Source organism: Vibrio sp. 2-1-2a (genome assembly GCF_032648565.1).
Classification (GTDB): Bacteria; Pseudomonadota; Gammaproteobacteria; order Enterobacterales; family Vibrionaceae; genus Vibrio; species Vibrio diabolicus.
On the sequence record NZ_WBOH01000003.1, the window covers coordinates 78219 to 92717 of the forward strand.

11 protein-coding genes and 2 tRNA genes are annotated in these 14499 nt (G+C 43.9%); 7 read left to right on the top strand and 6 right to left on the bottom strand.

What is annotated here, in order from left to right; translation table 11 throughout:
- Positions 1 to 219: 219 nt before the first annotated feature.
- Entirely contained in the window at positions 220 to 1353 is a 1134-nt protein-coding gene (locus tag F7Y48_RS08760; RefSeq protein ID WP_012842192.1) for an exonuclease SbcCD subunit D, read from the top strand.
- Between the two features lie 9 nt (positions 1354 to 1362).
- Entirely contained in the window at positions 1363 to 4419 is a 3057-nt protein-coding gene (locus tag F7Y48_RS08765; RefSeq protein WP_258507464.1) for an AAA family ATPase, read from the top strand.
- Between the two features lie 56 nt (positions 4420 to 4475).
- On the opposite strand, the gene F7Y48_RS08770 is transcribed toward F7Y48_RS08765, so the two are convergent.
- Positions 4476 to 4856 carry a cystatin family protein gene (locus tag F7Y48_RS08770; RefSeq protein ID WP_005396397.1) on the bottom strand — a complete coding sequence of 127 codons (381 nt, stop codon included), beginning with the start codon at positions 4854 to 4856 and terminating at the stop codon, positions 4476 to 4478.
- A 314-nt stretch (positions 4857 to 5170) separates the two neighbouring features.
- Here F7Y48_RS08770 and F7Y48_RS08775 point away from each other — a divergent pair, with 314 nt between their 5' ends.
- Positions 5171 to 5704 (top strand): lipocalin family protein, encoded by a 534-nt coding sequence (locus F7Y48_RS08775; protein ID WP_256952379.1) that lies wholly within the window; start codon positions 5171 to 5173, stop codon positions 5702 to 5704.
- Positions 5705 to 5902: 198 nt separating this feature from the next.
- Here the strand turns inward: F7Y48_RS08775 and F7Y48_RS08780 are convergent, their stop codons facing one another.
- The 5 genes from F7Y48_RS08780 to F7Y48_RS08800 form a co-directional block, all read right to left on the bottom strand.
- Complete coding sequence (locus tag F7Y48_RS08780) at positions 5903 to 6898, bottom strand: succinylglutamate desuccinylase/aspartoacylase family protein (RefSeq protein WP_316683627.1); 996 nt, start codon at positions 6896 to 6898, stop codon at positions 5903 to 5905.
- Between the two features lie 109 nt (positions 6899 to 7007).
- Positions 7008 to 8540 (bottom strand): putative basic amino acid antiporter YfcC, encoded by a 1533-nt coding sequence (gene yfcC, locus F7Y48_RS08785; protein WP_316683628.1) that lies wholly within the window; start codon positions 8538 to 8540, stop codon positions 7008 to 7010.
- A 205-nt stretch (positions 8541 to 8745) separates the two neighbouring features.
- Positions 8746 to 9066 (bottom strand): c-type cytochrome, encoded by a 321-nt coding sequence (locus F7Y48_RS08790; RefSeq protein ID WP_005396401.1) that lies wholly within the window; start codon positions 9064 to 9066, stop codon positions 8746 to 8748.
- A gap of 79 nt (positions 9067 to 9145) precedes the next feature.
- Positions 9146 to 10150: a low-specificity L-threonine aldolase gene (gene ltaE, locus F7Y48_RS08795; RefSeq protein WP_005396402.1), complete on the bottom strand. Its 1005-nt coding sequence runs from the start codon at positions 10148 to 10150 to the stop codon at positions 9146 to 9148.
- Between the two features lie 22 nt (positions 10151 to 10172).
- Positions 10173 to 10688, bottom strand: a complete 516-nt coding sequence (locus F7Y48_RS08800) for an NUDIX hydrolase (protein WP_182035665.1) — start codon at positions 10686 to 10688, stop codon at positions 10173 to 10175.
- A 268-nt stretch (positions 10689 to 10956) separates the two neighbouring features.
- Here F7Y48_RS08800 and F7Y48_RS08805 point away from each other — a divergent pair, with 268 nt between their 5' ends.
- The 4 genes from F7Y48_RS08805 (at position 10957) to F7Y48_RS08820 (ending at position 14474) form a co-directional block, all read left to right on the top strand.
- Positions 10957 to 12618: an ATPase RavA domain-containing protein gene (locus F7Y48_RS08805; protein ID WP_005396405.1), complete on the top strand. Its 1662-nt coding sequence runs from the start codon at positions 10957 to 10959 to the stop codon at positions 12616 to 12618.
- Positions 12619 to 12627: 9 nt separating this feature from the next.
- Positions 12628 to 14082, top strand: coding sequence for an ATPase RavA stimulator ViaA (gene viaA / locus F7Y48_RS08810; RefSeq protein ID WP_012842207.1), 1455 nt, complete (start codon positions 12628 to 12630; stop codon positions 14080 to 14082).
- A 206-nt stretch (positions 14083 to 14288) separates the two neighbouring features.
- A tRNA-Cys gene (locus tag F7Y48_RS08815) sits at positions 14289 to 14362 on the top strand.
- A gap of 36 nt (positions 14363 to 14398) precedes the next feature.
- Positions 14399 to 14474: transfer RNA gene (locus F7Y48_RS08820), tRNA-Gly, on the top strand.
- Positions 14475 to 14499 lie beyond the last annotated feature (25 nt).

Genomic DNA, 14499 nt, shown 5'->3' on the forward strand with positions numbered 1-14499 from the left:
ACAACGTTCTTCTCGCTTTCCGGTGAAATAGTGAACCATAGAACATAAACTACATGAAAAGCTGTTCGACTCAAGATATCCTAACCCAAATTAAATAAATTGAGCTTTGGTTTGTGCCAGATTCAGCCAGTCACGTAATACTCTGATGTTTACACGGCTGAAATTCGGATTCTTGCAGGAGCAAACCTTGCTTAAAGATTTGGCGGAAAGTGAATTCGAATGAAGTTTATCCACACCTCAGATTGGCATCTTGGTCGACAATTCCACAATGTATCACTACTCGAAGATCAACAAGCAGTACTCGAACAACTGATTAACTATATTGAACACAACCCCGTCGATGCCGTTGTAGTGGCGGGAGATATTTATGACCGTTCGGTGCCACCAACGGTTGCAATAGAACTGCTAAATCGAGTCGTGAAGCGTATTTGTACTGAACTGAAAACACCGATGATATTGATATCTGGCAACCATGATGGTGCAGAACGATTAGGTTTTGGCTCAGAGCAAATGAAAAATGCAGGCCTTCATATTGTTAGTAACTTTGAAGATATGCTAACTCCCATCATCATAAAAACGGACTCTGCGGGTGAGGTAGCGTTTTATGGCATGCCTTATAACGACCCTGAACAGGTCAGATTTGCCTACAAAACTTCGGTATCAACTCATGATGAGGCACATCAACTGCTTGTAGAGCAAATAAGAGAGCATTTCATTTCAGAGCAAAGGCGTGTTCTCGTTAGCCACTGTTTTGTTGATGGTGCTATTGAGTCTGACTCTGAACGACCACTATCTATTGGTGGCTCTGATCGCGTAAGTCATGAGCATTTCTTGGATTTCGACTACGTCGCACTTGGTCATTTACATCAGCCTCAAAAGAAAGGCGCAGAGCATATCCGTTATTCTGGTTCACTTATGAAGTATAGTTTTGGTGAACAGAACCAGAAGAAAGGCTTCACGTTAGTCGAACTAGACAAGAAAGGATTTGTCTCTGCTAAACATATTGAGCTAATTGCCCCTCATGAAATGCGCATTGTTGAGGGAGAGCTAGATAAAGTCATAGAGCAGGGCAAGACTGACCCTAAAAATGAAGATTATTTGTTAGTTCGTTTGATGGATAAACATGCGATTTTAAATCCAATGGAAAAGCTTCGTTCGGTGTATCCAAACGTTTTACATCTTGAGAAACCGGGTATGTTAATTGGGGTAGAGCAGGAAATGGCGCAAGCAAAGTTGGCCCGAAGCGAAATTGATATGTTCCGAGACTTTTTTATTGAGGCACAAGATAGTCAATTATCCCAAGAGCAAGAACAAGCCGTTACTGACATTATTAAGCAATTATCACAGCAATAGGGACCAAAGATGAAACCAATTAAACTTACCATGCAAGCCTTTGGTCCGTTTGCAAAAACCGAAGTCATTGACTTTGAAAAGCTTGGCCGTAACCCTCTGTTTTTGATTAATGGTCCTACAGGCTCAGGTAAAACGTCGATCTTAGATGCCATTTGCTTTGCCCTTTACGGTGAAACTACCGGTAATGAGCGGCAAGGCATCCAGATGCGATGTGACTTATCGGCGCAAGACTTACCAACCGAAGTCGTTCTAGAATTTTCGTTACATGGCAAACAATACCGAGTTGTGCGATCTCCAGAGCAGGAAGCGCCCAAAGCGCGTGGTGAAGGGATGACGGTAAAAAAGCACACTGCGGCTCTTTATGAACTCGGCGAGACCGAAAAGCTCATCACTAGCAAGACGACTCAGGTTAAAACAGAAGTGAGCAATATTATTGGTTTGAATGAAACGCAATTTCGCCAAGTAATGGTATTGCCTCAAGGAAAATTCCGGGAGCTGTTGCTTGCTAGTTCTAAAGAGCGCGAAGAAATTTTTGGTCAGCTCTTTCAAACGGACATATATAAAAAAATTGAGTACGCGCTCAAGGATAAAGCGAGCGCAATCAGTAAAGCGAAAGATGAATTTGATAATCAAATTCGAGGCGCTTTACAAGTTGCAGGAGTGAGTTCAGAGCAGGAATTATTACACCAGCTTGAACAAGCAGCTGAGCAGCTAGAAGTCGATAGAAAGAATGAACAAGCTTCTTTAGATAAGCTAAATATTGCTAAATCTGAATTACAAAAAGCGGAAACTATTAATGGAGAGTTTTCGAAACGAGAGCAAGCAGAAAACGCACTCAAGCTGCATCTAGAACACTCAGACTCGATAAAAGTTCGTCAACAGCAATTAGAAAACGCTAAAAATGCCAATAAGATAGAATTACCCTACGTTTCATTACAAAATGCAAAAGCTCAAACTCAAGATCTCAGACAAAAAATAGTTGCTTTGAAAGAGAGCCTTGATAAAGCCAATGCTGTTACGAAAGAAAAAGAAAACTTGCAGCAAAGTGCAAAAGAAGCCTCGGCAAAAGTCCCACAGTTAACGCAGCTGCAGTATCAACTTGAAAGCATGAAAGACAAGTTGCTTGAAAAAGCCAACTTGGAAAGCAAAATAACGGCAGGTCATCAACAAAAACAACAATTTGAAGCAACGTTAAAACAGTACATAGAGCTGAAAGACAAGTTAGCGTTTCAGGCGCAACAGGGCCAGAAAGATCTAGAGCAAGCCCGAGTAGATGTTGCGCTTGTTGGCAGCATCGATGCGGAAATAAAACAAAAACAACGACTCCTACAGGATCTACAAAAGCTGCATGGTCTTACTTTGGAGCTCTCTAAACTCACGGCGTTAACCGTAAGCAAGCAGCAGTCATTACAGGAAGCCAGTCAGCGCTATATGCAGTGTCAGCAAGCCGCTGATACGATAGAGCTTAAGTGGCACAACGCTCAAGCGGCAGTATTAGCGCAGCGACTAAAGTCAGGGGAAGCATGTCCGGTATGTGGCAGCCAAGTGCATCCTAACCCTGCAACGTTTGTTGAAGAAATCGTTACAAAAGAGCAAGTTCAGGCGGCTAGAGCGAAAGAAAGAGAAGCTCAAGCATCATTGAACCAGCTAAGTAATCAGCTAGAGCAACATAACGTTGTCATTAGTCAGTATCAGAATCAATGTAACCAGTTGAAAGAAGAGCTTGGTGAGCATGCAGCATCTGAGATCTCGACGGTTCAAACTGAGTTACAGGCGCTTAATGATCAACTTCTACGTCTACAGTCTATTGATATTGAAAAGCTAGAAAAGAACGTTGAGCAGCTTAATCAACGCTGCTTAGTGGGTGAAAACAAAATTCATGAGCTGCAGAATAAAATGGCGGCAAATGAATCAACTGTTCAAGCAAACCAAGAACAATTGACTCAGTTACAAGCTTCTATCGATCCAAAATACAGTTCCGTTGATGCGCTTGATCTCGAAATTACGCTGACAAAAGAGCAAATTCTGACCTTGAATACAGGTTTAGAAAAGGCGCAAAACGCTTTGCAGCAAGCGGTATTAGCGCAATCGAATGCTGAAAGTCAGTTAGTGACGAACAAGCAGTGGCTATCTGAGTCAGAACAAAAGCTTAGCCAAGCAGAATTAGCGTGGAATGAGGCATTACAGGCGAGTAAATTTGAGGATGAAAGCAGTTATCTAAATAGCAGAGTGACAGATGATGAGCTTCAAGCGTGGCAGAAAGAAATAGACAACTTCAAACAGACACAAACCAAGCTTGAACAAACACTACATGATTTAAACCATGCATTGAAAGCGCTTGAAAGACCGGACTTGGATTCGCTTAACGACAGCTTAACCACTCTGCAGGCGCAGTATATTGAAGTAAGGAATCAGCTCGATACCACGCGCTCAACCTTTGAGCGAATTGAAAAAGTTCGTAAAGATATTGCTACGCTGCATGAGAAAAATAGTAAGTTAGAAGAAGAGTACAAAGTGTTTGGTACGTTATACGACGTTGCCAGCGGTAAAACAGGCAGCAGGGTTAGCCTGCATCGCTTTGTTCTTGGTGTACTGTTGGATGATGTGTTGATTCAGGCCTCTCAACGTTTAAGCCTCATGAGTAAAGGGCGCTATATTCTTGCTCGAAAAACAGAGGGCTTCAAAGGCGCTGCGGGTCGCGGCTTAGACTTAATGGTTGAAGATGGCTACACAGGAAAAACACGTGATGTTGCAACACTTTCCGGTGGTGAATCGTTTATGGCAGCGCTTGCATTGGCGCTTGGCTTGTCGGATGTTGTGCAATCCTATAGTGGTGGTATCCGTTTAGACACTTTATTCATTGATGAGGGGTTCGGTAGTTTAGACCCAGAGTCTTTGGATCTCGCCATTCAAACGTTAGTGGATTTACAACAGACTGGACGCATGATCGGTGTTATTTCTCACGTTTCTGAGTTAAAAGAACAAATGGCGCAGAGGATTGATGTTGAACCATCAAGACTCGGTTCGACAGTATCGGTCAAATCTCAATGTAGCTTCGCTGTCTAATTCAGTTGCTATCACTAAACCCAAAGCCCCTATCTAGGGGCTTTCTTACTTAATCGCTACTGTTCGCAAAAGTGGCCTTCTTTTGGCGATTGGGTAATCGCATACTCACCATCTAGGTTGCGATAAACAACTGTATTCCAAATAGAGCCATCATCCAATTCAAACTCAATGGCATAGTTGACGCCGCTAACGATTTGCGCGTGAACGTTCAGTATTTGTTTGAACGACGCTATTGTGTCCATTCTTTTCAAAACAAAAGCCATTGCCTTTTGTGCATCAGGGGTAGCATTAAACTCATTCCACCCACCTGGCATGTTTCCTTGTGTATTACATACATCTGCCGAGGTTGTTAATTGTGTCGCTTGGCTTGGGTTTTCCTGCTGGCAACCTGCAAGCAATACCAAAAGTGCACAAACTGACACTGTTTTTAATTTCATAACAATAACCTCTGTCTATATCGCGACGTATTATAGGAGGGTGATATGACAGCGTATGTCTATATTGTGCAAAATTTCTATATGCATACGGTTAAATGCTGGCAAAATATACAAGTATGACCAACTTGTAAGTCAAACATAGAACAATATTGTTAGGGAATTGCTGACATAACGAGGTTTTGGTGTTCAGCATGCTATTGATAATGAAGAACTGTGATGTGTAGCTACGTACCTTTGGGACAGTGGTGCGACTTAGTGATCGATTTGCTACCTTCTACAGTAAAATCAATCACTAAATCAAATTTAGGTGTTGTATGAAATCGCTAAAAACATTATTACTTTTATCACTTGTAACTTTATTTGGCTGTACCTCTAAACCTGATGGGGTGGAGCCAGTTAACAATTTTGATTTAGAGCCTTATCTAGGCAAGTGGTACGAAATCGCACGGCTCGATCATTCGTTTGAGCGTGGTCTATCCAACGTTACGGCCGAGTATCGGCTTCGCAAGGATGGTGGGGTTAAGGTGACAAACCGCGGATATTCAGAAGAAGAGCAACAGTGGTCCGAAGCTGAAGGTAAAGCTTATTTTGTTGAAGACGAAACGGTTGGGCACTTAAAAGTCTCCTTTTTTGGGCCAATCTATTCTTCTTACATTGTGTTTGAGCTAGGTGAAAACTATGACTATGCGTTTGTCTCCGGTTACAACCACGACTACTTGTGGCTATTGTCTAGAACACCCAACGTTGATGAGAAAATCCTGGAGCGTTTTAAGCAGGTTGCTAAAGAGAAAGGTTTCGCGTTAGATGAGCTAATTCTCGTTGATCAAGAGAGTGGACGACAGTTTTAAGTTCATCAATGTGACTTCTAAAATCAACAGAAGCGGAGTTTCTGTCTAGCGGTTTTGAGTTTTGCTTGGAATACTTTTGTTACCTTGTAACTTCAAGTAATCAAAAATATAGCCCCATCATTTTTGATTACTCGTGATGGGGCTTATATAAATTTGAGTGAGCGTTGAAAGGTAGATCTATCGACAAACGGTTATGGTTTACTTAATCAAACGAACGATCAGAGAGCCAGGCGCCCGAATAGATTCCACATTGTGGCTGAGCACTGTACCACTTGTAGGGGCGGTGTAGCGCTCAACTTCAGTGCCAAAGCTGTCGTATTGAATCGCAACCAGTTGGCCTTGCTCGACAAAATCCATCAAACCAACATGAGGTAGTACAAAGCCGCCATGTGTCGCTTTCACACTGACTATCTCGTTTCCTTCCAAGCATGAAGTGATAGGCTCTATCTCACCTTCTACGACGTTATGCTGCTTCAACACATTAAAAATGCCTGATACGGTTCGACTAATGAGTTTTTGCTCTGTGTAGCGCCCCATACCCACTTCAACCGTAATGCTTGGGACACCATGGTTATTCCAAACTGTTTCAAGGACGCCAGCATCTCCGGGATCATTTAAAATCGCATCAGGATTAATGAGACGAGCCATTTCTAATGATTGCTCAATTCGGAAGTCTGCAAACACGTATAGTGGATAGGCCGCACCACTGGTTTGAGTGTGAAGGTCAATGGCTAAATCAGCATTTGGCTTGAGCAGATCATTCCACAATGCATATAAGTAGCGTTGTGCCTCATTGCCGTTTTGGTCACCAGGGAAAAAGCGGTTTAAGTTTGCAGGAGACGCATCCGGGTCTGCGGAATAGAAATCGCGGCTGTGGTTTAGCATACCTGGCATGTTAATGGTTGGAATAATAGTGACAGTACCAGCGACTTCAGTGCCAATGAGTTCTCTAGCGGTCTTCTGCGCTGATAACACACCATTATATTCATCACCATGAACCCCTGCGGTGATCATGATTTTCTTGCCAGGTTTTTCACCTTTGAATACCAAAACAGGAAGATGTTGCCACTGAGAGATCGCGTTGGTCGCGATGCGGAACCAAAACTTATGCTCACCCGGACCTAGGTCTGCTACATTGAGAGATTGAATCACTTGATGACCTTGAATCATGTCATCGAGAAGTTGTGTTGCCATTAAAGTTACCACTCCAAAACCATAAGCCAATCTAAAACCTTAACGTCGCCATACGAAGAGTATTAATAAGGCGAGAACGTGTCTCGCCTTAGTGCCAATTGATTTCGTTTTACGCAAACCCCATCATATGAGCTGCGATAACGACGACACTCGACAGGGTAAAGAGTAATAGGATAAATCGCCAGCAGAATTTTGCCCAATCACCCCAGTCGATGCGGCAGACACCAAGTGTTGCCATCAAGGATGCTGAAGTAGGGACGATAACGTTGGTAAAACCATCTCCAAGTTGGAATGACAAAACTGCAACTTGGCGCGTGACACCTGCAATATCCGCCAATGGTGCTAATAAAGGCATCGTCAGTGCCGCTTGTCCAGATCCGGAAGTAACGAAGAAGTTGAAGATAGATTGGAATACATACATTAACCATGCCGCAGCTACGTCAGGAAGCCCACTGATCACGCCGCCAGCACTGTTCAGAATAGAATTCAGTACACTCGCTTCATCAGTCGTACCGCCACCTAGGATAAGTAACACACCTTTCGCACAACCAACCAATAGAGCAGGAGCAAGCATAATAGCCGCCCCCTCTTTAAACGCATCGGCTGCGCAGTTGAGCGTCATACCGTTTAAGCGAAAAACCGTACCGATGATCGCGACAACAAAGCCCATAGTGAAGAATTGAGAAGCGATTTCTGGGATGTACCATGCGTTAGCGACCACGCCCCAAACAACCCATACTGTGGTTGTAATAACCGTAAGAATAACGAGTGTATCGCCGATATTCCAACGAGAATCTTGATTGCCAAGCTCTTGCTGACGGAAGTATTTGTCTGTGCGGTGACTGTAAGAAAGTTCTGGGTTTGACTTCACACGAGCGGCGTAGAGCATTGTGAAAGCGATACCGATTAACGTAAAGCCAGCCCATAACCCCATGCGCACTGTCATGCCGGATAAAACAGGTACTCCGGCAATACCTTGTGCAATAGCAACAGAGAAAGGGTTCATCCAAGATGTTGCGAAACCAATTTGAGTCGCAACATAGGTCACCATTACCGTAGTGATACCATCATAACCAAGGCGAACCATAAGCGGAGCGATAATAATCGCAAATGCTACGGCTTCTTCACCCATACCAAATACCGCACCGCCCAGAGAGAACAGCAAAAATAGCACTGGAATGAATAGCGCTTCGTTACCTTTGGTCTTATCGATAAGGCGCAAGATACCGTTGTCGATGGTGCCTGTTCGCATTACAACGCCGAAAGCACCACCGATAACCAACATGAACATAATCACGCCGATCGCGCTGCCCCATTTAGAGCCAGAAACTAGCCCTTCGAAAGGGAAGTTCATCAGGCCAATGCCACCACCAGAAGCAAACAGGCCAACCTTGTTGTAAACCAATTCACCGTTTTCATCGGTTGCATAAGAGAATGAAGATGGATCAATAACCGTGCGTGTTTTTTCCGCACCATCGACCATATAAGTCACTTGCTGACTGTCAAAATGGCCAGCAGGAATTAAGTAGGTAAGAATCGCAGCGAGAATACCAACAATGAAGATCAAAATGAGGGTATCTGGCATCTGCCATGATTTGGGTGTAGCAACCGAGTCTGCTGGTTGCGCATGTGTGTGAGACATAACTAACTTCACGTTAAATTCAATGAAGCATGAAATATCAATAAACCAGAATAAAAAGTCAATATTAATGGAAATATTGAACTATAAATTCATCAAATATTTGAAGTGAAGTCATTGTGATTATTTTACAAGCAGAGTTTGGTTAAATATTTTGTCTCGGTTCGGGGGGGCTCACAAGCTCTTGTTGTGAGCCGAGATAAACAAATCATTTGTCTTGCGTCTGTTCTGCATAAAATGCAGCGACATCACGAAGATCCTCATCATTTAACATTCTTAATTGTGCGCCCATCATTTCGGCAAGCGGCCCTTTACGTTCGCCTGCTTGGTAAGACTTCATCGCATCGTATAGATACTGGGCATTTTGACCTGCAAGATTTGGATAGGCATCATTACCTGCGACGCCTGTTGCACCATGACAATAGACGCAGCTAGGGGATTTGATTTTACCTTTATCAGCATCACCAAAAGGCGCGGCATGGCTAGCGGAAGAGAAAATAAGAGAGGTTAGAAGTACAAATCTGAACATGAAGATTGTCTATTCACTAAAAAGTCATATCGATACAATAAAGCTTCCCCTTAGGGGAAGCTCAATGATCAAAATCAAACTAAAGCAGAGATTTAATGCTTGATAAGAAATTGTCGATATCTTGCGCTGAAATGTCTTTATGAGTCACGAAACGAATGGGGTTTCCAGGTGTTATCGTAATATTTTGTTCCTTTAGTTTCGCAGCGATATTTACTATGTCCACTTGAGGATCAAGCTTCGCGAATACGATATTCGTTTGAACAAATTCAGGGTTGACTGAAAAACCAGGCAGTTCAGCTAAACCTTCCGCTAAGGTTTTTGCGTTGGTATGATCTTGTTTTAGCTGTTCCACTTGTTCGGTAAGGGCGAGTTTGCCTGCTGCGGCAAGAATACCCGCTTGACGCATACCCCCGCCGACCATCTTTCTTAAGCGACGTGCTTTTGCGATGTACTCTTTGCTACCAAGCAGTAACGAACCAACAGGGGCAGCCAAACCTTTCGACAGACAAATCGTCATTGAATCAAAATACTGACCGATTTCTTTTACCGGAACGTCAAGCGCAGCGGCTGCATTAAAAACGCGAGCGCCATCTAGATGCATCTGCAAGTTATGTTTATTCACGAAGTCACGTGCTTCTGCTAAATAAGACAGAGGTAATACTTTACCATTAATCGTGTTTTCTAAGCTGAGCAGCTTGGTACGAGCAAAGTGACAATCATCTGGCTTAATCGCCGCTGCCAGTTTATCAAATGGGAGTGTGCCATCTGGGTTATTTTCGACTGGTTGAGGTTGAATTGACCCAAGTACTGCTGCGCCGCCGGCTTCGTACTTGTAGTTATGTGCTTGTTGCCCACACAGATATTCATCTCCGCGTTCACAATGCGCCATTAGGCCGAGCAGATTGGCTTGCGTGCCTGAAGTGGTAAACAAAGCCGCTTCGAATCCTGCAAGCTCTGCGGCAAACTCCTCAAGCTCATTGACCGTAGGGTCATCACCATAAACATCATCCCCAACTGGGGCCTTAAACATGGCCTCTCGCATGGCTTGGGTAGGCTGTGTAACGGTATCTGATCGAAAATCCATGAATGTCTCCTTGGTCAAAGTCCTAAATATATCCGCAAAGGCGCGCTTTGCTTAAACAAGCGATCGTTTTGGCATCGGTAATTGTGCCATCAATAATCTTGTCTTCGAGTTGTTGGAGTGACAAGGTAACAACCTCAATCACTTCATCTTCATCACATTCGTAACGGTTGGTTTGGCTGAGCTTCTCAGCGACAAATAGGTACTGTATCTCATCACAAAATCCGGCAAGGGGAGTGACTTGGCCGAGAGAGGTAAATTTTTCTGCACTATAGCCCGTTTCTTCCTCTAGCTCTCTTTTCGCGCAACAGAGAGGGTTTTCATTGCCTTCTCTTGTACCAGCAGGAAGCTCCAAAAGCCATTTATTAAGTGAAGGGCGAAATTGATGGACAAGGACTACCTCACCTTCCGTTGTAATCGGGAGAATCACCGCAGCGCCCGGGTGATGGATTGTGGTGTGCGTAATTGCCTGTCCTGTAGGAAGCATAACCTCTTCTTCAATCAGAGAAATTTGCTTCCATTTATGAATTATTTTGCTCATGCAGTTATTAACCCTAGCTGTTACCGCATTTTGACGTTTTTCGACATTAACCACAAATGGTGGGAAACAAAAGCAAAAAATGTTGCAACACGACGAAAGCGTTTGCACTTTCAGTGAGCTGTATCTCATAAATGGAAACTTTGATTGCTTGCTAAAGAAGGGGGTAAGCATCTGCTATAAGGGGAATTCAACAAAATACATTTGTAACAAAGTTATAACAAGTGTATAAAAATGTTAACGCAATACCAGTTCAGCAGCCGGAGAACGTATGACACAAACCTTATTTGCCTCAAATGCCGAAAAAGCGCTTCTCTCAGAACGCATCAACAAGTTGGCTAAAGCGTTAACGGATGGCGTTTATGAACGCGAACATACCATCAAGCTCTGCCTCCTTGCGGCACTTGCTGGTGAAAGTGTTTTTCTTTTAGGCCCACCTGGCATTGCAAAAAGCTTAATTGCCAAGCGACTTATCCAAGCGTTCGATAATAGCAGTTACTTTGAATACCTGATGACTCGATTCTCAACACCTGAAGAAGTTTTTGGGCCACTGAGTATTCAAGAACTCAAAGATAACGGTCGTTATGTTCGCTTAACTAAAGGGTATTTGCCAACCGCACAAGTCGTATTTTTAGATGAAATCTGGAAGGCGGGCCCCGCCATTCTGAATACATTGCTGACAGTGGTCAATGAGAAAACGTTCAAAAATGGCAGCGATATTGAGCGTGTGCCAATGCGTTTGTTGGTATCGGCTTCCAATGAACTGCCAGATGAAGACAGCGGTTTGGATGCACTCTATGACCGCATGTTGGTGCGCGTGTTTGTGAATCGAATTCAGAATAAACAAAACTTTAAGTCGATGTTGACGGTAGGCACGTCACAAGAGGCACAAGTGCCAGAAGGGCTAGCAATAACAGATGAAGAATATCATCAATGGCAACAGCAGCTCGACAAGCTGACGTTAACCGATAATGCATTCGAGAAGCTTTTCCAGCTTAAAACGATGTTAGAAAGCAAAGTCGAAGCTCAGTTTGGCGATGTCGCCAATACCGACATGTATGTCTCTGACCGCCGCTGGAAGAAAGCCGTGAAATTGCTAAAAGCGAGCGCGTTTTTTAATGGCCGCGATGAAATCAACCCACTTGATCTACTGTTGCTGCAAGATTGTTTATGGAACAGCCCTGAATCGCGAGACGTGGTACGCGAAGTGGTCCAAGAGTTCGCCCTAAAACATGCATTTGACCAACAAGACGCCGAACAGGAAATTGAATACTGTCGCGAGTCTTTGGTCGATGTTCAGCATGAGCTTGAAGATGCCTACCGCATGACGTTAACGTCTGAAGCGGCAACGGGTATTCTGCGCAAAGAAACCATGCGTTTTGATACCTCTAAAGCTAAGACCTACAAAGTTGGCGCAGCCGTTAACTTAGTTAAATTGGTTATTTTGCAAAGCAACATGTCGGTTTCAGAGTCAGAGAAAGGCGATAGCCGCTGGGTTTACGTGCCAAAAGATGAACTAGACCGAGTGATCAAAGAAGGACACGGTGATGTGTATGGCTACGTCAATCAAAACACCAACATGTGTCGTTTACGATTTGATGTTGATGCCGCAAATAACCTAGTTATCCGTGATATCGCAAACCGAGGCATTCTGGTGAGCTTAGTGACTCAAGAGGGCTTGGATGTAGAGCTTTACCAAAAGTGGTTAACGCAGAGTGAAAAAGCCGTAAATCAACTCAGTGAAGCAGAGCACCATATGCGCAAGGTAAAAGCGAATTTCCATGATGCGCTTCCGCATAGCTTTGTTGATCCTGAATTACCACGCCTAATGGAGTCGAGTCTGCAGCAGGTCAGTCAGAGACTTGAGTCTATCCAAGCTGAAAGCGAAAAAGTTATCCAACGCTTTAAAAACTTACATCAGTTTTTCTCATAAGGAGACGACATGCTAGGTGCAGACGGACTTAACCTCGCGCTGATGGTAGCCGACTCTGGCATCATCGATAGTGCAGTTAATGATTTAATGGCGCGTTCACAAGTCATGATGATGGCAGAAAACCGAGGCGTTAAATCTTCAGTCAAAGGCCACTTATTAAAGTGGAGGGGCAGTGTTAAAAAACGGATTACCAAGGTATGTGAGACAGAGCGTTTCCAACAAGAGCTGTCTTTATATCAAGAAGTCATTCACTGGGATGAAGAGGCGTTTTTCGAAAACATCGAAGATGTGATTAAAAAGCTTGAGTGGCACTCCGCTTTTTATATGCAGGCTCGCCGAATGATGGAGAAGAACAAGGGGATGAATAATCCCATGTTCCCACATTACTTCTGTGATCAATGGTACCAAAGTCTAGCCGATGCGATTAAGCAAGCGCAAGTAAGCGAGCTTGAGGCCAATAAAGAGAAAGTGCTGAATGACCTGTATCAGCGTATGGAGACCATGCGTAATATGGATAAGGTCACGGAGTCGGGTGATGCTGAAAGTGTAGGGCGCTTATGGGATATGGCATCTGCCAAGTTGAGCAAAACTGACTTAACAGTGATGAAACGCCATGCGGAGTTTCTGAAGAAGCACCAAGGCTTGCAAGAAATAGCCGAGCAACTTGGCCGTATGGCGGGGCAAGTGAATGATCCCGAACTTAACCGCGCGCCTACTGAAGAGCTACAAATGATCGAAGAGAAGAGTGATGAAGCGACAGATGATATTGTCGGCATTCACGAAAGCGATGATTTAAATAAGCTACTTCCCAACGAAACGATGTTTTTGGCGTATCCTGAACTCGAGGTCGTGTTCTATAAACACTTAGTCGATAAACGACTTATGAACTACCGTACACAGGGCAAATCGCGCACGTTACGTAAAGTTAAAGCTCACCGACCTGACAACAAAGCGGTAGATATCGAAAAAGGACCGTTTATTGTGTGTGTGGACGCGTCCGGCTCAATGAGCGGGTTTCCTGAACAATGCGCCAAAGCCATGGCTTATGCGCTGATGCAAATTGCATTAGCGGAGCAACGTGATTGCTATGTCATTATTTTTTCGACGGAACACATTACGTATGAGCTAACCAAACAAGATGGTCTGCGCGAGGCGGCGGACTTTTTAACTTATAGCTTCCATGGTGGTACAGACTTAGAGCCAACTTTGATCAAATCTATCGACTTGATGAGCGGTGATAAGTACAAAAATGCCGATATGGTGGTCATTTCCGACTTTATCGCGCCAAAACAACAAGACGAGTTGCTTGCCAAAGTGGATGCGCTTAAAGCGAAGAAAAACCGTTTTCACGCGATCAGCCTATCTAAATACGGAAACCCGGCATTGATGTCGATGTTTGATCACACGTGGTCTTATCATCCTAATGTTGTGGGCAGGCTGCTTAAACGAGTCGGTAATTACTAAGTGACATTGAAATTCTATTGAGTAAAACGTACAGAAAGCTAGATTTATATTGCTTCGTTTTAAGCCGATAAGATCGAACTTTGGTCTAATTGGCTTAAAAGAAATCAAACAAACAGAAAATGAAAGATTTTTGTTTGACTATCTTCTCTCAATCCGTAAAGTAGCCACCAACGCAACGGGGAAGAGCCCTGAAGCGAAGTAAAAAGGGCGCCTTGGCAGAGTGGCTATGCAGCGGATTGCAAATCCGTGGACCTCGGTTCGACTCCGGGAGGCGCCTCCATTATTCTTTGAGAGTGAATGGCTTTCGAGAATCAATGCGACACTAGCTCAGTTGGTAGAGCGCAACCTTGCCAAGGTTGAGGTCACGAGTTCGAACCTCGTGTGTCGCTCCAAATTATTCAGATATGGCAATTGCGG